Source organism: Sphingomonas jejuensis, assembly GCF_011927695.1.
GTDB lineage: Bacteria > Pseudomonadota > Alphaproteobacteria > Sphingomonadales > Sphingomonadaceae > Sphingomonas_K > Sphingomonas_K jejuensis.
In genome coordinates, this window is sequence record NZ_JAATJE010000001.1 from 1,702,127 (window position 1) to 1,724,256 (window position 22,130).

General features: G+C 69.2%; 17 protein-coding genes and 1 tRNA gene. 11 read left to right on the forward strand and 7 right to left on the reverse strand.

Annotated elements, in window-relative coordinates; all coding sequences use genetic code 11:
* Positions 1-12: 12 nt before the first annotated feature.
* Positions 13-321, reverse strand: a complete 309-nt coding sequence (locus tag GGR88_RS08605; RefSeq protein WP_167954099.1) for an RNA-binding S4 domain-containing protein — start codon at positions 319-321, stop codon at positions 13-15.
* Positions 311-2,815 carry a helicase-related protein gene (locus GGR88_RS08610; protein ID WP_167954100.1) on the reverse strand — a complete coding sequence of 835 codons (2,505 nt, stop codon included), beginning with the start codon at positions 2,813-2,815 and terminating at the stop codon, positions 311-313. Before GGR88_RS08610 ends, GGR88_RS08605 begins: the two co-directional genes overlap by 11 nt.
* A gap of 238 nt (positions 2,816-3,053) precedes the next feature.
* Between GGR88_RS08610 and GGR88_RS08615 the strand changes: the two genes are divergently transcribed.
* Positions 3,054-4,595 carry a M23 family metallopeptidase gene (locus tag GGR88_RS08615; protein WP_167954101.1) on the forward strand — a complete coding sequence of 514 codons (1,542 nt, stop codon included), beginning with the start codon at positions 3,054-3,056 and terminating at the stop codon, positions 4,593-4,595.
* Positions 4,596-4,646: 51 nt separating this feature from the next.
* Here the strand turns inward: GGR88_RS08615 and GGR88_RS08620 are convergent, their stop codons facing one another.
* Together GGR88_RS08620 and GGR88_RS08625 are read right to left on the reverse strand one after the other, a co-directional pair.
* Positions 4,647-5,066 carry a hypothetical protein gene (locus GGR88_RS08620; RefSeq protein WP_167954102.1) on the reverse strand — a complete coding sequence of 140 codons (420 nt, stop codon included), beginning with the start codon at positions 5,064-5,066 and terminating at the stop codon, positions 4,647-4,649.
* 143 nt (positions 5,067-5,209) lie between these two features.
* Positions 5,210-6,976, reverse strand: a complete 1,767-nt coding sequence (locus GGR88_RS08625; protein ID WP_167954103.1) for a PHA/PHB synthase family protein — start codon at positions 6,974-6,976, stop codon at positions 5,210-5,212.
* A gap of 122 nt (positions 6,977-7,098) precedes the next feature.
* On the opposite strand from GGR88_RS08625, the gene GGR88_RS08630 reads away from it, so the two are divergent.
* The 4 genes from GGR88_RS08630 (at position 7,099) to GGR88_RS08645 (ending at position 9,739) form a co-directional block, all read left to right on the forward strand.
* Positions 7,099-8,304, forward strand: a complete 1,206-nt coding sequence (locus tag GGR88_RS08630) for an LL-diaminopimelate aminotransferase (RefSeq protein ID WP_167954104.1) — start codon at positions 7,099-7,101, stop codon at positions 8,302-8,304.
* A gap of 69 nt (positions 8,305-8,373) precedes the next feature.
* Positions 8,374-8,769, forward strand: a complete 396-nt coding sequence (locus GGR88_RS08635; protein WP_209023223.1) for a glycine zipper 2TM domain-containing protein — start codon at positions 8,374-8,376, stop codon at positions 8,767-8,769.
* Positions 8,770-8,825: 56 nt separating this feature from the next.
* Entirely contained in the window at positions 8,826-9,320 is a 495-nt protein-coding gene (locus tag GGR88_RS08640; RefSeq protein ID WP_167954105.1) for a DUF2721 domain-containing protein, read from the forward strand.
* Positions 9,311-9,739, forward strand: coding sequence for a DUF4345 domain-containing protein (locus tag GGR88_RS08645; RefSeq protein ID WP_167954106.1), 429 nt, complete (start codon positions 9,311-9,313; stop codon positions 9,737-9,739). Before GGR88_RS08640 ends, GGR88_RS08645 begins: the two co-directional genes overlap by 10 nt.
* On the opposite strand, the gene GGR88_RS08650 is transcribed toward GGR88_RS08645, so the two are convergent.
* Positions 9,694-11,301 carry an amidase gene (locus GGR88_RS08650; protein ID WP_245196476.1) on the reverse strand — a complete coding sequence of 536 codons (1,608 nt, stop codon included), beginning with the start codon at positions 11,299-11,301 and terminating at the stop codon, positions 9,694-9,696. The two genes, GGR88_RS08645 and GGR88_RS08650, sit on opposite strands and share 46 nt — an antisense overlap.
* A 150-nt stretch (positions 11,302-11,451) precedes the next feature.
* On the opposite strand from GGR88_RS08650, the gene GGR88_RS08655 reads away from it, so the two are divergent.
* The 6 genes from GGR88_RS08655 (at position 11,452) to GGR88_RS08680 (ending at position 20,184) form a co-directional block, all read left to right on the forward strand.
* Positions 11,452-12,840, forward strand: coding sequence for a phospholipase D-like domain-containing protein (locus GGR88_RS08655; protein WP_167954107.1), 1,389 nt, complete (start codon positions 11,452-11,454; stop codon positions 12,838-12,840).
* Between the two features lie 104 nt (positions 12,841-12,944).
* A complete protein-coding gene (locus tag GGR88_RS08660; RefSeq protein WP_167954108.1) occupies positions 12,945-14,624 on the forward strand; it encodes an ABC transporter transmembrane domain-containing protein in 1,680 nt (559 codons plus the stop codon).
* Positions 14,617-15,708, forward strand: a complete 1,092-nt coding sequence (locus GGR88_RS08665; protein WP_167954109.1) for an efflux RND transporter periplasmic adaptor subunit — start codon at positions 14,617-14,619, stop codon at positions 15,706-15,708. The genes GGR88_RS08660 and GGR88_RS08665 overlap by 8 nt, the downstream gene beginning before the upstream one ends.
* Positions 15,708-17,147, forward strand: a complete 1,440-nt coding sequence (locus GGR88_RS08670; RefSeq protein WP_167954110.1) for a TolC family protein — start codon at positions 15,708-15,710, stop codon at positions 17,145-17,147. Before GGR88_RS08665 ends, GGR88_RS08670 begins: the two co-directional genes overlap by 1 nt.
* A 227-nt stretch (positions 17,148-17,374) precedes the next feature.
* Positions 17,375-18,331 (forward strand): MHYT domain-containing protein, encoded by a 957-nt coding sequence (locus GGR88_RS08675; protein WP_167954111.1) that lies wholly within the window; start codon positions 17,375-17,377, stop codon positions 18,329-18,331.
* A 2-nt stretch (positions 18,332-18,333) separates the two neighbouring features.
* Positions 18,334-20,184: an ATP-binding protein gene (locus GGR88_RS08680; RefSeq protein ID WP_342449768.1), complete on the forward strand. Its 1,851-nt coding sequence runs from the start codon at positions 18,334-18,336 to the stop codon at positions 20,182-20,184.
* A 22-nt stretch (positions 20,185-20,206) separates the two neighbouring features.
* Here the strand turns inward: GGR88_RS08680 and GGR88_RS08685 are convergent.
* Together GGR88_RS08685 and recJ are read right to left on the reverse strand one after the other, a co-directional pair.
* Positions 20,207-20,281, reverse strand: a tRNA-Glu gene (locus tag GGR88_RS08685).
* Positions 20,282-20,318: 37 nt separating this feature from the next.
* A complete protein-coding gene (recJ, locus tag GGR88_RS08690) occupies positions 20,319-22,082 on the reverse strand; it encodes a single-stranded-DNA-specific exonuclease RecJ (protein ID WP_167954112.1) in 1,764 nt (587 codons plus the stop codon).
* Between the last annotated feature and the right edge of the window lie 48 nt (positions 22,083-22,130).

A 22,130-nucleotide genomic window follows, 5' to 3' on the forward strand; every position in this document is an offset into this window, starting at 1 on the left:
CCAGCCGAAGCGTCAACGGTGCGGCGGCTCCTGCGATCCACTCGCGACCGCGTGCGACAGCAGATCCTGGTAGCATGTCGCCGCTTCCGCCGCCGATCCGCGGCGTGGCGGCAGGGCGGTGATGCGGATCGCGCGCACCTGCCCGGCATGGCTGGCAAAGGACAGCACCTGTCCCACCCGCACCGGCGCGGATGCCCGGTCCACGGCGCGGCCGTCGACCCTCAGGTGGCCGGATGCCGCCATGGCCTGCGCCCATTCCCGCTTCTTCACGATGCGCGTGAACCACAGCCACTTGTCGATGCGCAGCGTATCAGCCGCCATGTCGCGCTAGGTCCGCCAGGCGGGCAAAGGGACCGGTCGCGGCCCGCTGATCGGGCTTGGCGGGCCGACGCCCCTGCCAGGCCCAGCTCCCCGCCTCCCCGCCCGCCCGAAAGCCGATCGCGCGCATCAGCCGGCCGATCGCGTCCGCCCTGAGGCCGATCGAGGTGGTCAGCGCCGGGTCGGGCACGAAGGCCTTGCGGCCGTCACGTGCGTCGTGCGCCGCCCGCGCGATCCGCTCTGCCATGTCGACCCGCAATGCCTGGTCGCCCAGCAGGCGGAAGCCGGCGGCGATCAGCGTCGGCGCGGTGGCGTCGCCATCGCCTTCCGCCACCACCGACGCGGCGGGCGGCAGCACCGGCATGACGGTGCCGGCGCGCGCGGCCATCAATGCCGTCCGCCATCTGACGGCCTCCGGCTTCAGGAGCGCGGGCATGAACAGGTCCAGCGCGCCGATGGTGATGCCGAGCCGCCGGGTCTCGCGCCGCGCGTCGCCGTCGAGCTGCGGGAGCACCGTCGCCATGTGACGGCGATCGACGATCCCGCCGGCCTCCGCCAGCGCCGCCAGCATCGCCCGGGCAGCCACGGGGGCCGCCGGCAGCGCCGCCGCCAGCGCCTGCAACGGGCGCAGTCGCTGCGTGATTTCCGCCGCCAGCCAATGGCGCAGCCGCTCCATGACACGCGCGCGGGACAGCTCGTCCAGCGCGGCTAGCCCGCGGTCGGCGCGCAGCTTCGGCTCGATCAGCGATCGGCCTCGCTCCAGCACCGCGACGCGCCGTCCGTCCCAGCAGATCGCGACCGGCTGGCCGGGCTCGGTCAGCAGGGCGAAGGCGGCATCCGGCGCCGCCACCAGCGCCGCTGCCCGCCGCGCCCGCTCGCCCACCAGCCGGCGTTCGGCCGCCGCCAGCAGCCGCCGGGCATCGCCACCCCGCGCGTCGGCGACTGCGGTGAAGTGAAAGCCGTCGAGCCGGCCGATCGGCTCACCGTCGACCGCCACTGCGCCGTCGGCGGCCACCTCCACCGGCAGCAGAGCGCTGTCCGCGCCGATCTGCCGCATCAGCACGGTGGTGCGCCGGTCCACGAAGCGCTGCGTCAGCCCGGCGTGGAGCGCGTCCGACAGCCGTTCCTCCACCGCGCGGGTCCGCTCCGCCCAATGCGCCGGATCATGCAGCCAGTCGGGCCGCTGCGCGACATAGGCGAAGCTCCTCACCGCCGCGATCCGGCCGGCGATCGTGTCGACATCGCCGCCGACATTGTCCAGCCGCTGCAGCCCGTCCGCGAACCAGGCGTGCGGCACGCGCCCGTCGCCTTCGCTCAGATGGCGGTACAGCCTGGCGACGAAGCGGGAATGATGCTCCGGGCCGCTCTTCTGGAAATCGGGAACGCCCGCCGCCGCCCACAGTCGCGCCACCGCGCGGGGACCGCGCGCGCGCGCTGCCACCCAGTCCTCGCCCGCCAGCCGCTTCAGCACCTGCACGTCGGTCGCTTCCGGCCCCGCGCGCAGCACCACGTCGTCGGACGGAGCGGCCAGCGACGCGATCAGCGCTCCCACGCTCGACATATCCAGGTCGCTCGACCGCCAGTTGAGATAATCCAGCGTCGGGAAGCGGTGCTCCTCGATCGCCTCGATCTCCTCGGGCAGGAACGCCCCCGGCCCGTCCTCCGCGCCGACCGACCCGAACGTCCCGTCGCGCTGGTGCCGCCCGGCCCGCCCGGCGATCTGCGCCATCTCGCCGACCGTCAGCCGGCGGGTCCGGCGCCCGTCGAACTTGGTGAGCGACGCAAAGGCGACATGCGCTACGTCCAGGTTCAGCCCCATGCCGACCGCATCGGTCGCCACCAGGTAATCGACCTCGCCCGCCTGGAACATCGCCACCTGGGCGTTGCGGGTGCGCGGGGACAGCGCGCCCATCACAACCGCCGCGCCGCCGCGCTGCCGCCTGAGCATCTCGGCCACGGCATAGACCTCCTCGGCCGAAAAGGCGACGATCGCCGACCGCTTGGGCAGCCGCGACAGTTTCTTGGCGCCGGCATAGCTCAGCGTGGAGAAGCGCGGCCGCGTGACGATCTCGGCGTCAGGCAGCAGGTGGCGCACCACCGGCTTCAGCGCCTCCGATCCCAGGATCAGCGTTTCCTCCCGCCCGCGGGCATGGAGCAGCCGGTCGGTGAACACATGCCCCCGCTCCCGGTCGGCGCCAAGCTGCGCTTCGTCCACCGCGACGAAGGCGACATCGCGCGACAGCGGCATCGCCTCGGCCGTGCACAGGAAGTAACGCGCCTTGGGCGGCTCGATCCGCTCCTCCCCGGTCACCAGCGCGACCGAGTCCGCGCCCTTCAGCGCCACCACCCGGTCATAGACTTCCCGCGCCAGGAGCCTGAGGGGAAAGCCGATCATGCCGCTTGAATGACCGCACATCCGCTCCACCGCGAGGTGCGTCTTGCCCGTGTTGGTCGGACCCAGCACCGCCGCAACCGGCGAACGCGCGAACATGCCCATGGGCCGAACATCGGGGATGATCCCGCCCGGCGCAAGCCCGCATGCGGGTCGGGCGAACACTCTTTGTTCTTCAGGCGCTTGGCCGATGGTCCTCCGTTCGTCGCCGGCCTCGTTCATCTCGCCGCAAGCCTTCCGGCCCCGGCCACCCGTTAGCTTGCCTTTAACCGCCTTTTTGCACAGTCCTTCCCGCCTCGGCATCGCCGGGCAACGACGTGGGTCGGCAGGGGGATCAGAGGGGTTGTTCCAGCGAAGCGATCAGGGGTTCGGCGCCGGCGGCGGTGTCGCTGCCCTCAGCCTCGACCAGGCGATCGGACCGATCCGCGTCCGCCGGCAGAAGAGCGGCGCGTTTGACCGCTTCGGCGGCCGTTTCTCCGACATCGATCTGGCGCCCGATCTCGGCCACCGCGTCTTTTCGGCAGACTGGTTCCGCGGCGTCGCCACGCTGGGCGGGCTGCTGACCGCGACCTGGTTCCTGGCGCCCGCCGCCATCACCCCCATTCCCGGCGCCGCCGCCGCCACGATCCCGCAGGCGCAGTGGGAGCAGGCACGCTCCGGCGCCATCTCGCCGCTCGCGCTCGGCGCCGACACCGGCCGCCGCATGGCCGCGACCGATGTCGTCCGCCCGCTCACCGAAACGCCGGAGCGCCCGCAGCTCGAACTGTCCGCCACCGTCGGCCAGGGCGACGGCTTCGCCCGCGTCCTGGAACGCGCCGGCGTCAGCAAGGGTGAGGCTTCGCAGGTCGGCGACCTCGTGTCGCAGGCGCTCCCGCTCAGCGACATCAAGTCCGGCACCCGCATGGACATCCTGCTCGGCCGCCGCCCCAACAAGCGCGTCGCCCGCCCGCTCGATCGGCTCGCCTTTCGCGCCCGTTTCGACCTGAAGCTGTCGGTGGAGCGCATGGACGGCGTCCTCCGCCTCGTCCGCACGCCGATCGCGGTGGACGACACGCCGCTGCGCATCCAGGGCAACGTCGGTTCCTCGCTTTACCGGGCCGCCCGCGCCGCCGGCGCGCCGCCCAAGGCGATCGAGGCCTATCTCCGCGCCATCGGCAGCCGCCGGTCGGTGTCGTCGATCCCGTCCAGCGCGCGCTTCGACCTGATCGTCGCCCACCGCCGCGCGGAAACCGGCGAGGTAGAGGTCGGCGAGCTCCTCTACGCCGGCGTCACCGACGGCGCGAAATCCACCCGCCTCATGCGCTGGACGATGGACGGCAAGTCGCAGTGGTTCGACGCCGATGGCGCGGGGGAGCGGCACGGCAGCTTCGCCATGCCCGTCAGCGGCCGCATGAGCAGCGGCTTCGGCATGCGGCGCCATCCGATCCTGGGTTACAGCCGGATGCACAAGGGGCAGGATTTCGCCGCCCGCCACGGCCAGCCCATCTATGCCGTCGCCGACGGCACGGTCGCGGTTGCCGGTCGCAACGCCGGCTATGGCAATTTCGTGCGGATCAGCCATGCGGGCGGCCTCGGCACCGGCTATGCGCATATGAGCCGCATCGCCGTTCGCGGCGGCGCGCGCGTCCGGCAGGGCCAGGTGATCGGCTATGTCGGCTCCACCGGCCTGTCGACCGGCCCGCACCTCCACTGGGAGGTCTACCGGAACGGCGTGGCGGTCAATCCGCGCTCGATCAGCTTCGTCACTCAGGCGCGGCTGTCGGGCGGTGAGCTCAGCCAATTCCGCAGCCGCCTCAACAGCCTGATGGCGGTGCGTGGGGCCGTCCCCGCCGCACCCGCGCAGCAGCAGCAGGCGGCGTCGGGCAGAGACACGCGGGCGCGTTGACGTCGTCTCCGGTGCGGCGGGCTCCGCTTCGCGGCAACGAGCGCACGGCCGTCACCCGCCGCCCGCGGCGATCCGTTCGATCTCGTCCAGCAGCAAGCGACGGTCCTCCGCCGCCGCCAGTGCGAGATGACGCTCGGCCTCGGTGGCAACCGCAGCGTCGATCCTCGCGGCTCCCGATCCGCACCACCCCGGCCGGCTGCCCTGCGCGATCGCGCTGCGGGTAAAGGTCCGGCCAGCCGTCGCTCCGTCTGTGGCGGAGGCCCGGCGATCGACGATCAGGTGCGCCACCCACCGGCAACGCAGCGTCGACGCCCGACCCGGCGGGGCGATCGTTCCCACCTGCTGTCGATCGATGGAAATCCGGCCTGAATAGACCGCCGTGACCGGGCCACTGGCATGATTGATTGTCGTCGTGATCGCGGCCGGCGCAGTGGCGACCGCGAGCGACAAGAGAGATGCAAGGATCATCATCGTCCTCTCGCTGTTCGGTTCTGTCGAACCAACGGCAGCGACCGGTCGATGGTTTCCGCGATGTTGGTGTCCCCGCAGCCGCTATGCTCGCGCCGATGGCAGCCGTTCGGCCCGCTCGGTCATGCTGCGCCCCGCTGCTGCACTCACCGCGCCCGCACATACCTTCCCGGCGCGTCCTCGATCGCCTCCAGCTTGCCTCCGCCCGGCACCCGCGCGCCCTCCACCGGCACCCGCCGCTCGTCCTGGCGCTCGATCCAGCGGATCCAGTCGGGCCACCAGCTGCCCTTCGTTTCCGTCGCACCCGCCACGAAGCTGGCGAAGTCGGGGGCATCGCCCTCGTTCACCCAATACTGGTATTTGCCGGCCGCCGGCGGGTTCACCACGCCGGCGATGTGCCCCGATCCCGCCAGCACGAACCGCACCGGCCCCTTGAAGTGGTCGGTGATCCGCCACACGCTTTCGGCCGGCGCGATGTGGTCCTCGCGCCCCGCCTGGACGTAGGACGGCGTCGCCACGGCACCCAGGTCGATCGCCACCCCGTCGACGCTGATCGCGCCCGGCGTCACAAGCTTGTTGTCGCGGTACAGGTCCGCCAGATAGCTCTGGTGCCATTTGGCCGGCAGGTTGGTGGTGTCGCCGTTCCAGTGCAGCAGGTCGAACGGCGCATAGTCCTTCCCCAACAGATAATTGTTGGTGACATAGTTCCAGATGAGGTCGCGTCCGCGCAGCGAATTGAACGTCGCCGCCATGTACCGCCCGTCCAGGAAGCCATCCCCCGACAGCTGTTCCACCAGCTTCAACTGGTCGGCGATGAACAGGCTGAGGTCGCCGGCCGCCGCGAAATCGACCTGCGCGGTGAAGAAGGTCGCGCTCTTGACCTTCTCGGCCTCGCCCCGCGCCGTCAGCAGCGCCAGCGTCGCCGCCAGCGTCGTCCCGGCCACGCAATACCCGATCGCGTGCACGCTTTCGACGTCCAGCAGGTCGCGGACCGTGTCGATCGCATCGATCTGCCCGCGCACGACATAATCGTCCCAGGTCACGTCGGCCATGGTCGCGTCCGCGGACTTCCACGATACCACGAACACGGTCAGCCCCTGGTCCACCGCCCAGCGGATGAAGCTCTTCTCCGCGCTCAGGTCCAGGATGTAGTATCGGTTGATCCACGGCGGGAAGATCAGCAGCGGCACCGACAGCACCGTCTCAGTCGTCGGCGCATATTGGATCAGCTGATAAAGCGGCGTTTCCTTCACCACCTTGCCCGGCGTCGCCGCGATGTTGCGGCCCAGCTCGAATGCGTCGCCCGGCGTGTGGGTCAGCTGCCCCTGCCCCATGTCGCGCAGCATGTGCTCCAGCCCCTTCAGCAGGTTCTCGCCACGCGTCTCCAGCGTGCGCTCGATCACCTCCGGGTTGGTCCAAGCGAAGTTGGACGGGCTCATCGCATCCACGATGCCGCGCGTGGTGAAGCGCAGGCGCTCGCGGTCCGCATCGCTCAGGCCTTCCACCGCGTCGACGGACTTCAGCATGTGATCGGACAGCAGAAGATAGCTTTGCCGGATCATGTCGAAGACCGGGTTCTCCCGCCATGCCGCGGCCGCGAACCGCTTGTCCTTGGCACCCTTCTCCTCGGTCGGCATCGTGCCCTCGGGCGACAGCATGCGCGACCACATCTTCATGCTGTCGGCCCAGAAGTCTGCACCCGCCTGCATCAGCTTCAGGCCTGCGGCCGGGGCTGGCATCAGCGCGAACGGTCCGGCCGCCTCGCCGCGTGCGGCCTGGTCTAGCCCATGCTCCATCATCATCTGCTGGGCGCGGCCGATCACATAGGTCCAGCGCTGCAGGTCCTCCAGCGTCGGCACGCCGGGCACCGTGCCGGCCTTGCCCTGGTCGCCGCTCGGGTTGCCGTCCGCCATCACTCTCTCCCGCACGCCGGCCCTTTGCCGGTCGCCCCTGTCTTACGGATGCGTCAACGCGCTGGCCAGCACTGGCGCTCCGCCGCTGCATCGCGCAAGGATCGCCGCTCGCGGAGGTTTCGATGAGCGACGACGACTTCTACCGGATCAAGCGGCTGCCCCCCTATGTCATCGCGGAGGTCAACGCGATGCGCGCCGCCGCACGCGCGGGCGGCGAGGACATCATCGATCTCGGCATGGGCAATCCCGACCTGCCACCGCCGCCGCATGTCATCGACAAGCTGTGCGAAGTCGCGCGCAAGCCCGACGCGCATGGCTATTCGCAGTCGAAGGGCATCCCCGGTCTTCGCCGCGCGCAGGCCAATTATTACGCGCGCCGCTTCGGCGTCCACGTCGATCCGGAAACCGAGGTCGTCGTGACTATGGGGTCGAAGGAAGGGCTGGCGAGCCTCGCCACCGCGATCACCGCGCCCGGCGATGTCGTGCTCGCACCCAATCCCAGCTACCCGATCCACACCTTCGGCTTCATCATCGCGGGCGCCACCATCCGCGCCGTGCCGACCACTCCGGACGAGGCCTATTTCCGCAGCCTCGACCGGGCGATGGTGTTCACCGTGCCGCGCCCCAGCGTGCTCGTCGTCAACTATCCGTCCAACCCGACGGCCGAGACGGTGGACCTCGCCTTCTACGAACGGCTGGTGGACTGGGCGCGCCACAACGATGTGCTGATCATCTCCGACCTCGCCTATTCGGAGCTCTATTATGACGGCCGGCCGACCCGTTCGATCCTGGAGGTGCCGGGCGCCAAGGACCTCGCCATCGAATTCACCAGCCTGTCCAAGACCTTCTCCATGGCCGGATGGCGCATCGGCTTTGCCGTCGGCAATGCGCGGCTGATCGCGGCGATGACGCGGGTGAAATCCTATCTGGATTATGGCGCGTTCACCCCGATCCAGGCTGCCGCCTGCGCGGCGCTCAACGGCCCGCAGGACATCGTGGAGGCGAACCGCCAGCTTTATCACAAGCGCCGCGACGTGCTGGTGGAAAGCTTCAGCCGGGCCGGCTGGGACATCCCGGCGCCACCCGCCTCGATGTTCGCTTGGGCGCCCCTGCCCCCGGCGCTGGCGGATCTCGGCAGCCTGGAATTTTCAAAGCAGCTGCTGGCCGACGCCGGCGTCGCGGTCGCCCCTGGCGTCGGCTATGGTGAGGAAGGCGAAGGCTTTGTCCGCATCGCGCTCGTTGAGAACGAACAGCGCATTCGGCAGGCGGCGCGCCAGGTCCGTCGATTCCTCGCATCGCGCGGCGTCAACGCGGCCGGCGCCGGCTGATCCCCTGACCGGCTCGGAACCGTCGCGCGCTTCGCACGCTTGACCTGCATCAATGTCAGGAGGGTCGACATGCGTGTGATCGGAACCAGTGCGGCGGCAGCGATGATGCTGTCGCTCGGTGCCTGCGCCACCGGCGGTGGCCTGTTCGGCGGCAATGAATATGGCCGTTACGACTATAACCGCCCGGATCCGCGCTACGGCGGCTACGACGCCGGGCGCTACTACCGGGCCGGCCCGGAACGCCGCCTCGGCCGCAACGACCGCGTCTATCGCGGCGCGGACGGCCGCTACTATTGCCGCCGCAACGACGGCACGACGGGCCTTCTGGTCGGCGCGGTCGGCGGCGGCGCGCTTGGCAACGTGATCGCGCCGGGCGGGTCGGAACTGCTTGGCACCATCATCGGCGCCGGTGCCGGCGCGCTCATCGGGCGCGAGGTGGAACGCGGCAACGCGTCCTGCCGCTGACCGGTTGGATAGGAAAAAACGTCGCGGGAGTGTCAACTCGGCACTAAACTAGGCTGGTGACCCACCTCCAGCTTCCCGCGATTTCCTCGATCGCTCAGACGATCCAGTTGGCGATCGCGCCGGTGTTCCTGCTCGCAGGCATCGGCGCGATCCTCAACGTCGTCGCCAGCCGCCTCGCCCGCGTCGTCGATCGCTCCCGCACCCTGTCGGACCTCTACGCCTCCACCGAAGGTGCGGAGCACACCCGCATCGTCTGGGAACTCCGCCTGCTCGATCGCCGCATGGGCTACGCCAATGCCGCAATCGCCCTGTGCGTCGGCAGCGCTGTCATGGTCTGCCTCCTCGTCGCCCTGCTGTTCGTCACCCAGATCGTCGGGTTGCCGTATAGGGCCGCGGTCGCGGTCTGCTTCATCCTGGCGATGCTCCTGCTGATCGCCGGCCTCCTCACCTTCCTCTACGAGACGCGCTTGGCCCGCCGCGCCATCCGCGTGCGTGAAGAGCTGCTCGAACGGGAGGAGGCCGAACGCCGCTGGCTTCTCCGATGGCGCTGACCACGGCCACCGAACGCCGGTTGCTACAGGTCGCTGTCGGCCTAGCTTGTCTGGTGCCGCTCCTCGCAGGCGGCATCGGCGTCCTTCGCGGGGCGGCCTTCCTCCGTGCCGCGCCGCTCGTCGATCTCGACAGCCATGTCCGCTACCTGTCAGGGCTGCTTCTCGCGATCGGGGTCGGCTTCGCCGCCAGCATCCCGGCCATCGAGCAGCACGGCGCCCGCATGCGCACGCTCGGCCTGCTTGTCGTCACGGGCGGCCTCGCTCGACTGCTCTCCCTCTACCATGACGGCCTGCCCTCCGCCGGGCATCGGTTCGGCCTCGTCATGGAGCTGATCATCGTGCCAGCTCTCCTGCTCTGGCAGGCACGGGTTGCTCAGCGGGTCGGCGCCGCCCCTTCCACCACGATCGTCGGCAGATAGCGCGGGACCGGACGGATCTGCGCTGCCTGCTCATAGGCATGGCCCGCGGCGAGCAGGCTCGCCTCGCTCCAGGCAGGTCCCATGAAGGACAGCCCGATCGGCAGCCCCTGCACCGTGCCCATCGGTACGGTCAGGTGCGGCGTTCCAGCGACGGCGGGCAGCTGGCTTGCGCTCGGCCCCGAGAAATTATCCCCTTGAACAGGGTCGGAGAGCCACGCCGGGCCCGTCGTCGGCTGGACGAGGATGGTCACCCGGTGGTCCGCAAACAGACGCTCCAGCGTCTCCCGCGCAACGCGTCGCGCCGTCTCCCTGGCGCGCACCGCGTCCGGCGCAGAAGCGACGGGCCCGGCAAGCGCCTGCTCGAAGATCTCCTGACCGAACCAGACTGTCTCCCGCGGTTCACGAGCGTTGAAGGCTCTCACGGCATCCAAGTTCCGCGTTGTCACGGTGGCCGGCGTTTGAGCGAGATAGGCATCGAGGTCACGGCGCAACTCCGCCTTCAACGCGGTGAACTCGGCCTCTCCGATCGGCTCACGCGGCTGACTCGCGTCAATGTCGACCAGCACGGCCCCACGGCTGCGCAGAACTGACAAAGCCGCGTCGAAACGAGCTTGGATGTTCGGATTGTCTCCAACCCTGTCCCGCAGCACACCGATGCGGATCCCGCGGATGCCCGCATTAAGCCCGGCCACGTAATCGACCTTCCGGCTGTCCGCTTCCCTGGTCGCAGGATCCGCCGGATCGCTGCCCGCGATCACGTTCAAGACCGCTGCAGCGTCGGCCACCGTCCGCGCAATAGGTCCGGCAGTGTCTTGATCGGCACTGATCGGCACGATCCCGGTTCGCGACACGAGCCCAAGGGTCGGTTTCAGCCCCACGACGCCGTTCACCGATGCCGGGCATACGATCGATCCGTCTGTCTCCGTGCCGATCGTCGCAGCCGCCAGCGATGCCGCTGCCGCGGCGGCGCTCCCGCTAGACGATCCGCAGGCATTGCGATCCAGCGCGTGGGGGTTGCGCACCAATCCGCCGACCGCGCTCCACCCGGAGACCGAACGGTTCGACCTGATATTGGCCCATTCGGAAAGATTGGCTTTGCCCAGAATGACGGCTCCGGCTGCGCGCAATCGCGCTGCAAGGGAGGCGTCCCGCCCAGAAAGATTTCCTGCAAGCGCGAGTGATCCTGCGGTTGTCGGCACCGGATCGAGTGTTTCGATATTGTCCTTCAGCAGGATCGGGATGCCGTGGAGCATGCCTCTCGATCGTCCGTCCTGCTGCTCGCCGTCCAACGTGCGTGCTGCGGAAAGTGCATCCGGGTTCACTGCCAGAACACTTCGGAGCGTCGGGCCTGACGCATCGACGGCGGCAATGCGATCAAGATAGGCTTTTATGAGTGCATGGCTGGACACCTGGCCGGATGACAATTGCTGAGCGAGATCGGTCAGGCTGACTTGATCCACTGCCGATCCGCCGGTCCTCTCGGTTGTCGCGCAGCCGCCAAGAGCAAAGGCGAGGACGAGAGCCATGCAGCGTGTCATTCGACAGATCTCCGACAGGGTCATCTATTTCGGCCCGGGGGGACCATCGCACATCAGCGCTGCGGCGCAAGCGACTGCGGCCCGACAGGAACCGACTGGCGCAGCCGGACCATCTCGGTGCAAGGGGATGCGTCGGCCGAAGGTTGCCGGCGTGTTGGTACGGGGGCTCTGCGCATGATCGACGATAGAGCAGTCTGGCGGATTGCCGAGGCGGAGCGGATGAGTGTGATCGTCGATGCGGAGGATTATTTCCGGCGCGCACGTTCAGCGATGCTCGATGCCAAGAAGCGCATCATGCTGATCGGCTGGGACTTCGACGCACGCATAAGGCTGGTGCAGGGCCGGCCAGCCGATGGCGGCCCGGCCAAGGTGGGTGATTTCATCTACTGGCTTGTCCAGCGCAATCCGGAGCTCGAGATCTACCTGCTGCGGTGGGATATGGGTGCCGTGAAGACGCTGTTCCGTGGGACAACGATCTTCACGCTGTTCAAGTGGATGAAGCACCCACGCATTCACACGCGTCTGGACGCCTTTCACCCGACGGCTGCGTCCCACCATCAGAAGGTGGTCGTGATCGACGATTGCATCGCTTTCTGCGGCGGGATCGACATGACGACGGAGCGGTGGGACCGACGCGACCATGCCGATGACGATCCGCTGCGCCGGCTTCCGAGCGGTGGCAAGTACAAGCCATGGCACGACGCGACCAGCGCGCTTCAGGGCCCGATCGCCGCTGCACTGGGCGAACTTGCCCGGGATCGGTGGACGGTTTCGGGCGGCAGTCGGCTTGAGGCGGTGGGCGGCGTCACCGGATGCTGGCCAGACGGGTTGCCGGCAGACTTCGAGCAGGTCCCCGTCGGGATCGCTCGCACGCTGCCCGAGATGCCGAACCGGCCGGAGGTTCGCGAGGTCGAGGCGCTGTTCCTAGCGCAGATCGCCGCCGCTCGTCACAGCATTTATGCCGAAAGCCAGTATTTCGCGTCGCGGAAGATCGCCGAGGCGATCGCGCGGCGGCTTGCCGAACCCGATGGGCCCGAGATCGTCATTGTCCATCCTGAGCATGCCCAGGGTTGGCTGGAGCCGATCGCGATGGACACAGCGCGGGCGCGACTGGTGTCGGCGCTGCGCCAGCGGGACAAATATAACCGCCTGAAGCTTTATCACCCCTTCACCGCGGGTGGGGACGCGATCTACGTCCACGCGAAAGTGATGATCGTGGACGGACGCACGTTGCGGATCGGGTCGGCGAACATGAACAACCGGTCGCTTGGGCTCGACACCGAATGCGACGTCATCATTGATGCGGGCGAGGACGAGGCGCCGGCGGTTCGGCGGATCAGGGACGATCTGATCGCCGAGCACCTGGGAGTGTCGCGCGAGGTGGTTGCGGGCCAAATTGACGCCCAGAAGTCGATTATCGGGGCGATCGAGAGCTTGCGGGGGCCGGGGCGGTCGCTGCGGCCCTATGAAGTGCCGGATCTGTCGGGCGTCGAGACGTGGCTGGCCGACAACGAGGTGTTGGATCCGGAGAGCCCGTCCGACATGTTCGAAAGCTTCGCATAGCGCGGATTGCTGCGGCGGCTGAGGCTGCGCAAGCGGCGCTGATTAACCCAGGTTGCACTGTCTCATCCGGGCGCTATGAACGCGGCGAACAAGGATGAGGCAGCGTGACGACGGGGCAGTTGGGGTTCCGCGAAGCAGCCACATGGCTTCGCGAGATCGTCGGACCGGACGGTCGATATGTCGGCATCGGCATCGTGTACACGGTGGCCATCAGCCTGTTGTCGCTGGCGACGCCGATTTCGGTCCAGTTGCTGATCAACAGCGTCGCGCGCACCGCCCTGCCCGCGCCGCTGTGGACGCTGTCGGGCATTCTGCTGTTGCTGCTGCTGCTCGTCGCCGGGCTGAGCGCGATGCGGGTCTGGATCATGGTCCAGTTCGAGCGGCGCGTGTTCGCGCGGGTGGTCGCCGAGATCACGGTCAGAGCGGTGCACGCGCAAAACCCGTTCTTCGACGACGAAAGCCGCGGGCACCTCTTCAACCGCTATTTCGACCTGACGGTGATCCAGAAGGCGGTGCCCAGCCTGGTCATCGGCGCCTTCACGATCGTGCTGCAGACGGCGGTAGGCCTGGGCGTCACCAGCTTCTACCATCCGTTCTTCCTGGCCTTCAACGTGATCCTGTGCGTCGCCGCCGTCAGCATCTGGCTGATCTGGCGGCGCGGCGGCATCACGGCGGCCGTGGCGCTGTCCCATGCCAAGCACGACGCCGCCAAGTGGCTGGAAAGCGTCGGCGCGTCCAACGGCTTCTACAAGTCCAGCCGCCACCTCAATTTCGCCATGGACCGGTCGGAGGCGATCACCGCCAACTATGTCCAGGCGCATCGCCGCTTCTTCCGGTACAGCTTCGCCCAGACGCTGGGCTTCTTCCTGCTTTACGCGGTCGCAAGCTCGGCCCTGCTCGCGCTTGGCGGCAACCTGATCCTGGCCGGCGAGCTGTCGATCGGCCAGCTGGTCGCGGCCGAGCTGATCCTGTCCGGCGTCTTCTATGGCCTGTACCAGTTCGGCTGGTACCTCGACACATTCTACGACATGGTCGCGAGCGCCGAGGAGCTGTCACTGCTGTTCTCCGTGCCGCAGGAAAAGGTCGACTCCTCGGGCGTCGGACCGCGGAACGGAGCCGTCCGGCTTCGCGGGGTGGAGATCGCCGACAGCCGCCTGGACTTCGAGGTGGCGAGCGGCGAGCAGATCGTCGCCGTCGTCGAGCCGGGCGTGGAGCGGATCCTGGCCCTGGTGCTGAAGCGGCACGCGACGCCGTCGCGCGGGCTGGTGTCGGTCGGCGGCAGCGAATTGGGTGCGTTCGACATGTACCTGCTGCGGTCCGCGGTGGTCGTGCTCAATCGCCCAACGATCATCGAAGTCACCATTCGCGAATATCTCTCGCTGGCGGCTGCCGGGGGCGAGCATGACCCGATGGAGGTGCTGGAGGTCGTCGGGCTGGCCGATCGCATCGCCACGCTGCCGCAGGGGATGGACACGCCGCTGGCCTCATCGGGTGCGCCGCTGTCGATCGCCGAGGAGATGCAGCTGAAGCTGGCCAACGCGATCATCAGCCGACCCAAGGTGCTGGTCCTGTCGCAGCTTTACGATCTGATGCCGGTGCGGCGGCTGAAGGCCGCGCTGGTCCGGCTGCGGGAGGCAGGAACAACCGTGATCCTGTCGACCGGCCGCCCCGAGGCGCTGGAGGCGGACGGCTGGATGTGGCTGGGCCACCACGAGCAGCGACGCTTTGCGTCGAAACAGGAGCTGAGCGCCTTTCTGCAAGCCCGCGAGCAGACCGATGCCTGACCGCCCCCAGCACCTCGCCCATTTCACGACCCTGGCGTCGATGAAGCCGCCGGCGGTGACGCGCGTGCTGGCATGGCTGGTGATGCTGGGCATCGCGATCGCCGTCGGCATCCTGGTGTTCGTGCCGTGGGTGCAGACCGCGCAGGGTCAGGGCCAGGTCATCGCGCTGGACCCGGACGATCGCGCGCGATCGGTGTCGTCGCTGATTTCCGGCCGTGTTGAGCAATTCTACGTCCGCGACGGGCAGCATGTGGATGCGGGCGACCCGATCGTCCGGATCGTCGACGTGGACCCGGGCCTGCTCGATCGGCTGCGGGCCGAGCGGCGCCAGATCGAGGCGCAGATCGCCGCGATCCAGCAGGCCCGGTCGGTCGCGCAGATCGACGTCGACCGCAGCCGCCAGCTGATGGTCGAGGGGCTGGGATCCCGGCGCGACTTCGAACAGGCGCAGATCCGCGTGGCGAGCGAAGGCGCCCGGCTGGCCGAGGCGCGCGCGGGCATCAACCGCATCGACACCGAGCTGAACCGCCAGTCCGCGCAGATCGTGCGCGCGCCGCGCGACGGACGGGTGCAGCAGATCAACGCGGCGATCGGCGGTGCGCTGATTTCCGCCGGTGACGTGGTCGCGGTGATCGCGCCCGAGCGCGTCGACCGGGCCGTCGAGATCTATGTCGACGGGCGCGACGTGCCGCTGATCCGCGCCGGGCGGCCGGTTCGCCTCGAGTTCGAAGGCTTTCCCGCCATTCAGTTCAGTGGATGGCCGGCGATCGCGCAGGGCGTGTTCGACGGGCGCGTTCGCAACGTCGATCCGACGGCGCAGCCAAGCGGCCTGTTCCGCGTGCTGGTTGAGGAGCGGCCGGGCGGCCGCCCGTGGCCGGACCAGCGCTTCGTCCGGCAGGGCGGCAAGGTGCTGGGCTGGGTGCAGGGCGAGACGGTGAGCGTCGGGTACGAGCTGTGGCGCCAGTTGAACGATTTCCCGCTGAACTTCGGGCAGCCGCCGGCTGCTGCGGCGACCGGCAACAGTTCCGGCAGCGCCGCAGGCGGATCGGGCGGCGCGTCCGGCAGCGCCGACCCCTCCTATTGATGCGACGGCTGCGGTCAGTCCTTGCCGTGCTGGCGGCATGCTGCTGCGCCCCGGTGCTGGCGCAGGAGGTGCCGGCCGAGCCGGCGGAAAGCCCGCGGACATCTCCGTTGACGCTGGAGGAGGTGCTGCGCGCCTCCGCCCGGTCCGCCCCGCAGATCATCGAGGCGCTGGCGCGCGTGCGCCAGGCGGAAGGCCGTGCGCTCGCCGCCGAAGGCGCCTTCGACACGGTGTTCGACGTGGACGGGCGCAGCCGGCTGCTGGGCAATTACGACGGCAGCGTCGTGGAGGCGCGCGCGACGCGGCCGTTCACCGGCAACGGTGGCTATGCCTATGGCAACTACCGTGTGTCGCGCGGCGACTTCCCGATCTACGAGGACCAGGCCTTCACCAACCGGCTGGGCGAGGTGAAGATCGGCACGCTCTTCTCCCTCTTGCGGGATCGCTTCATCGACGACCGTCGTGCCGGCCTGACGCTTGCGGCGGGCGCCAACGCGATCGCGCGGTTCGAGGCGGAGGCGAGCGCCATCGGCGTCCAGAGCCGAGCGCTGCAGGCCTATCAGAACTGGGCGGCCGCCGGGCTTCGCCTCCGCGCCTATCGCGACCTGCTGGAGCTTGCGGAAAGCCGGCGGGCCGGGATCGCCCGCCAGGTGGAGCTTGGCGCGCGGCCGGAAATCCTGCTCGTCGAGAACGACCAGAACCTGACCCGCCGCCGCGCGCTGGTGGCGCAAGCCGAACAGCTGTTCGCCGCCGCCGCCAACCAGCTCTCGCTTTACTATCGCGACGCGGCCGGGCGACCCATCCTGGTGCCGGCCGATCGCCTGCCCGACGAGGCGACGGCATTGGCCGCGACACGCGGAGGCGCGGCGTTCCTGCCCGACGACCGCCCCGACCTGCAGACCGTGCTGGCGCAGATCGACCAGTCGCTGGTCCGGCTCGCCCAGGCCGAGAACGATCTTCAGCCGCGGCTGGACCTGCGCGGCGAGGTCGGCAAGGACATCGGTCCGGAGGGTCTGGGCGGATCCAGCCGGACGCCGCTGGAGACGGTGGTCGGCGTCCGGTTCTCGATGCCGCTGCAGAACCGCGCGGCGCGCGGCCGGGTTGCCGAGGTCCGGGCCGAGATCGAGGCGCTGTCGGCGCGGCAGCAATATCTGCGCGACCAGATCGCGACCGAGGTCGAAGGGATCAACATCGCGGTCGACGGGGCGGAACGGCTGGCCGAGATCGCAATCCGCGAGCGCGACCTGTCGAGGCGGCTGGCGGAGGCGGAACGGCGACGCTTCGAGCTTGGATCAAGCGACTTCTTTCTTGTGAACCAGCGGGAGGAAACGGCCGCCGACGCCGAGATCCGCTTGATCGATGCGCGCGCGCGGATCGCCAATGCGCGTGGCGAACTGTCCGCCGCGACGGTCGACCGGCGCGCGCTCGGCCTGGACCAATGATAAGCAAGGTGCATGAACTCCGGCGCCTCGGCGCAGCGTCGACTATCCCAGATCAGTAATCATCCGGAACGGTCTCAGGATTGCTTCGAGCTGAACCGATACCTGCGGTAAAGCATCTGCCATCGCGAACGGTTAGGGTCGCAGATGTCCGAAGAGGCGACGAGGAGAGCGGCGCCTTCCCTTGACTGCCAGTTGCGCGGACTTCGCGCTTGTGGGAACGATTGGCGATGATCCTGCACGGCGTTCATGACCACTATCTCGTTGTTTTGTCGATCGTCGTTGCGACCATCGCCTCCTTCACCGCGCTCAGCCTAGCCGAGCGGGTCCGGGACTCGCGGGAACGGGCGCGTCGCCTGTGGCTGGCGGCGGCGGCCATGGCGCTGGGTGGCGGGATCTGGTCCATGCATTTCGTGGCGATGCTGGCCTTCAGCATGCCCGGCATGCCGATCCGCTATGACCTGGCCCCGACGCTCGGCTCGCTGGCGATTGCCATCGGGTTCACCGGCGGAGGCCTTTCCCTCATCAACTGGTCCCGGCCGAGCCTCAAACGGACATTGGCTGCCGGGCTGCTGATCGGTGCCGGTATCACCGGGATGCATTATCTCGGCATGGCGGCGATGCAGATGGGCGCCGCGCTCAGCTACGACCCCGCCTGGGTGGCGCTGTCCATCATCATCGCGCTTGGTGCCGCGACCGCCGCCGTGTGGCTGGCGACGCGCGAACAGCAGGTGGGCCGCCGCGCCGCCGCCGCCGCGGTGATGGGCGTCGCGATCGCGGGAATGCACTATACCGGCATGGCGGCCGCGACCTTCACGCAGACGGCCATGCGTGTCGATGCGGCCGATGGCGTGGCGAGCCTGGGGCAGACGTTTCTCGCCACCGCCATCAGCCTGGTCACGCTGGTTGTGCTGCTGCTCGCGCTCGGCGCCGCGCAGCTGGAACGGCTGCTGACGGCCGGTGCGCGGCGCGAAGCGGGGCTGCGGTTCTTCGCCACCCTCAACGACCGGCTGTTCGCGTCCGGCGACGCGACCGATGCCATGACGGCGGCGACCGCTCTTCTCGGCACCGAGCTGCGCGCGTCCCGCTGCGCCTATGCCGATGTGGACAGCGACGGCGACCGGTTCTGGATCCGCAGCGACTACACAGCGCCGGGCAGCAAAGCTCGGCCGGGGAATATAAGCTGAGCCTGTTCGGGCCGCGGGCGGTGACCGAGCTGAAGGCCGGACGGTCGCTGGTCCTGCGCGACGTGGCGGCCGAGCTGTCGTCCGACGAGGGGCGCGACATGTTCCATGCGATCGGCATCGACGCGATCGTCTGCTGCCCGCTCATCAAGGACGGGCGGCTGGCAGCGATGATGGCCGTTCATCAGGACCAGGCCCGCGACTGGGCACCGCACGAGGTCGACCTGATCAAGGAGGTGGTCGATCGCTGCTGGGCGCATGTCGAGCGGATCGGCGCCGAGGCGCGGCTGCGCGCCAGCGAGGAGCGGCTGCGCCTGGCGGTGGACAATGCGGAAGTCGGCTTCTGGGATGTCGACCTGACCGGGGACAAGCTGATCTGGGCGGCGCGGACCCGGGCGCTGTTCGGGATCGCGCCGGACACGCCGGTGACGCTGAAGGATTTTTACGACGGGCTCCACCCGGACGACCTCCAGATGACGGCCGCGGCGTTCGATGCCGCCAGGGACCCCGCGCGGCGCGCGCTCTATGACGTGGAATACCGAACGGTCGGGCGCGAGGACGGCGTGGTGCGCTGGGTCGCGGCCAAGGGTCGCGGGATCTTCGACGAGGACGGGCGCTGCGTCCGTGTGGCCGGCACCGTCCTCGAGATCACGGCGCGGCGGGAAGCGCAGGATGCGCTGAGCGAGCTGAACGCCACGCTGGAGGCGCGGGTCGAATCCGCCGTCCGCGAGCGGGAGGAAGCGCAGGAAGCACTTCGCCACAGCCAGAAGATGGAGGCGATGGGCCAGCTGACCGGCGGCGTGGCGCATGACTTCAACAACCTCTTGACGCCGATCGTCGGCAGCCTGGACATGCTGCAGCGCAAGGGCATCGGAAACGAGCGCGAGCAGCGGCTGATCGCGGGTGCCGCGCAGTCGGCCGAGCGGGCCAAGACGCTGGTGCAGCGGCTGCTGGCCTTTGCCAGGCGCCAGCCGCTGCAGCCAGTGCCCGTGAACATCGCGACGCTGGTCGAGGGCATGGGAAGCCTGGTGGCGAGCACCACGGGACCGCAGATCCGCGTGGTGCTCGACGCGCCGACGGACCTGCCGCCGGCCAAGGCGGATCCGAACCAGCTGGAAATGGCGATCCTGAACCTGGCGGTGAACGCGCGCGACGCGATGCCCGACGGCGGCACGTTGCGGGTGACGGCCAGCGCGGAGACGATCGGGGAGGCGCATCGCTCCGGCCTGCCGAACGGGCCCTATGTGCGCCTGTCGGTCGCCGACACGGGGGCCGGCATGGATGCCGAGACGCTGACGCGGGCGGTGGAGCCGTTCTTTTCCACCAAGGGGATCGGCAAGGGCACCGGGCTGGGCCTGTCGATGGTCCACGGCCTCGCGTCGCAGCTGGGCGGCGCGCTTGTCATCCAAAGCCGCCCGGGCGTCGGCACCAATGTCGAGCTGTGGCTGCCACAGAGCGCAGGCACGGCGGATACCGGCCCGACGCCGGAGCCCGCCGCGACCATGAAGACGTCCGGAACGGCGCTGCTGGTGGATGACGAACCGCTGGTGCGGATGAGCACGGCCGAGATGCTGTCCGACCTCGGCTATGAGGTGATCGAGGCGGATTCGGGCGAGGAGGCGATGCGGATCATGGCGCATGGCCGCCAGTTCGACCTGCTGGTGACCGATCACCTGATGCCGGGCATGGTCGGAACCGACCTGATCAAGCAGGTCAGGGCGCTGCAGCCGGGCACCCCGGCGCTGCTGGTGTCCGGTTATGCGGAAAATGCAGGGCTGGACCCGACGCTGCCGCGCCTGACCAAGCCGTTCCGCATCGGGGAACTGGCGGCCTGCCTGCGGCAGATCACTGCCTGAACGCCGCTGCCGAACCGGAAGATGGTGACCCCTACGGGATTCGAACCCGTATTTCAGCCGTGAAAGGGCCGCGTCCTAACCCTTAGACGAAGGGGCCATTGCCGGGTCGCGATAAGCGCAAGCGCCGACCGTGGTCAAGCCGCCTCAGCGGCATCGTCGAGATGAAGCTCCGCGCGGCGCTCTCCGTTCCACTCGTCGAGCTTCAGTCGACCGGCGATCCACAGCCGCCGATCGGGCCCTGTGGCGAGCAGCTGCTGTCCGAGCAGCGTGTCGGCCGCGCGGAACGCCACCGCCTTCACACGGGCGCCATCGTCGCCGCAGGTGACCAGCCGGACATGACCGCCGCTGCCAACAATGTCGGCCTTGACGATGCGCACCGGCCCGGCCGCCACGCGCGGCGCGGGCCAGCCGCTGCCATAGGGTCCGCCGGCTTCCAAGGCCTCGGCAAGCGCAGGCGCCACGCCGCGGGGAGAGACCAGCGTGTCCAGCATGAGCGTGCGCCCTGCGGCCGCCGCCGCCACCTTGTCGGCGAGCAGCCGGTCGAGAAACGCCGCCAGCGCATCGATACCGCCCTCGTCCACCGTCAGCCCGGCCGCCATCGCATGGCCACCGCCGGCCGAGAGCAGCCCGGCCTCCTTGGCGGCGAGAACCGCCGATCCGAGGTCGACGCCGGAGATCGACCGGCCGGAGCCCTTGCCGACGCCGTGCTCGTCGACGGCGATGACGATCGCCGGTCGCCCCGTCGATTCCTTGAGCCGGCCCGCGACGATCCCGATCACGCCAGGATGCCAGCCGCGGCCCGCGACCACCAGCACGGCGCGATTCCCCTGGATCGCGGCGGCCACGGCGGCAGCCTCCTGCACGGTCGCCTCGATGGTGCGGCGTTCCTCGTTCAACCGGTCGAGCTCCGCGGCGATCGCCGCGGCTTCCTCCGGGTCGTCGGTGGTGAGCAGCCGCACGCCGAGATCCGCGCGCCCGACCCGGCCGCCCGCGTTGATGCGTGGTCCCAGGGCGAAGCCGAGATCCTGGCACAACGGTGCGCGCGTCAAGCGCGCGGCATCCGCCAGCGCGGCAAGACCGATGTTCCGCCTCGTCGACATGACCTTCAGGCCCTGTGCCACGAAGGCGCGGTTGAGGCCGGTCAGCGCCGCCACGTCGGCCACGGTGCCGAGAGCGACCAGATCGAGCAGATCGAGCAGCCGCGGCTCCGGCCGATCCGCAAAGAAGCCGCGCCCGCGCAGCACGCGTAACAGGGCGGCACCCAGCAGGAACGCGACGCCGACGGCCGCCAGATGCCCATGCGCGCGCCCCGTGTCGCCCTCATCCAGACGGTTGGGGTTGATGACGGCGATCGCATTGGGAAGCGTGCTGGCGCATTGATGATGGTCGACGACGATGACCTCGGCACCGAGTGATGCCGCGTGCGCCAGCGGATCGAACGCCTGCGCGCCGCAATCCACGGTGATGATCAGGCGGGTGCCGCCTTCGACGATCCCGGCAAGCGCCCGGCTGTTCGGGCCATAGCCTTCGGCCAGCCGGTCGGGAATATAGACCGCCGGCGCCAGCCCCAGGCTGCGAAGGAGCCGCATGAGCAATGCCGACGAGGTGGCACCATCCACATCATAATCGCCGAAGATGGTGATCGGCTCTTGCGCGGCGACGGCGTCGGCCAGTCGGACGGCGGCCTTTTCCATGTCCTGGAAGCCTGCGGGATCGGGCATGAAGCCGCGGATGGTGGGGCTGCGATGCGCGTCCAGCGCGTCGTCCGGACAGCCGCGCGAAAGAAGAAGGCGGGTCACCAGATCGTCGGGGCGCGCGCCGGCGTCGGGCTCACCGATGCCGCGCCAGCGCCAGCTCTGGCCCGCAAAGGAGCGATGAACGTTGAGAGCGACGGACATACGACTCTCTAGCAAGTCCGGGGCAAGCCGCGCAATCATCGGCAAGGC

Excerpts from the sequence above, each read along its gene's own strand:
- GGR88_RS08605 (WP_167954099.1), bottom strand. The coding sequence starts at position 321 with ATGGCGGCTGATACGCTGCGCATCGACAAGTGGCTGTGGTTCACGCGC.
- GGR88_RS08610 (WP_167954100.1), bottom strand. The coding sequence starts at position 2,815 with ATGGGCATGTTCGCGCGTTCGCCGGTTGCGGCGGTGCTGGGTCCGACC.
- GGR88_RS08620 (WP_167954102.1), bottom strand. The coding sequence starts at position 5,066 with ATGATGATCCTTGCATCTCTCTTGTCGCTCGCGGTCGCCACTGCGCCG.
- GGR88_RS08625 (WP_167954103.1), bottom strand. The coding sequence starts at position 6,976 with ATGGCGGACGGCAACCCGAGCGGCGACCAGGGCAAGGCCGGCACGGTG.
- GGR88_RS08630 (WP_167954104.1), top strand. The coding sequence starts at position 7,099 with ATGAGCGACGACGACTTCTACCGGATCAAGCGGCTGCCCCCCTATGTC.
- GGR88_RS08635 (WP_209023223.1), top strand. The coding sequence starts at position 8,374 with ATGCGTGTGATCGGAACCAGTGCGGCGGCAGCGATGATGCTGTCGCTC.
- GGR88_RS08645 (WP_167954106.1), top strand. The coding sequence starts at position 9,311 with ATGGCGCTGACCACGGCCACCGAACGCCGGTTGCTACAGGTCGCTGTC.
- GGR88_RS08650 (WP_245196476.1), bottom strand. The coding sequence starts at position 11,301 with ATGACCCTGTCGGAGATCTGTCGAATGACACGCTGCATGGCTCTCGTC.
- GGR88_RS08655 (WP_167954107.1), top strand. The coding sequence starts at position 11,452 with ATGATCGACGATAGAGCAGTCTGGCGGATTGCCGAGGCGGAGCGGATG.
- GGR88_RS08665 (WP_167954109.1), top strand. The coding sequence starts at position 14,617 with ATGCCTGACCGCCCCCAGCACCTCGCCCATTTCACGACCCTGGCGTCG.
- GGR88_RS08670 (WP_167954110.1), top strand. The coding sequence starts at position 15,708 with ATGCGACGGCTGCGGTCAGTCCTTGCCGTGCTGGCGGCATGCTGCTGC.
- GGR88_RS08675 (WP_167954111.1), top strand. The coding sequence starts at position 17,375 with ATGATCCTGCACGGCGTTCATGACCACTATCTCGTTGTTTTGTCGATC.
- recJ (WP_167954112.1), bottom strand. The coding sequence starts at position 22,082 with ATGTCCGTCGCTCTCAACGTTCATCGCTCCTTTGCGGGCCAGAGCTGG.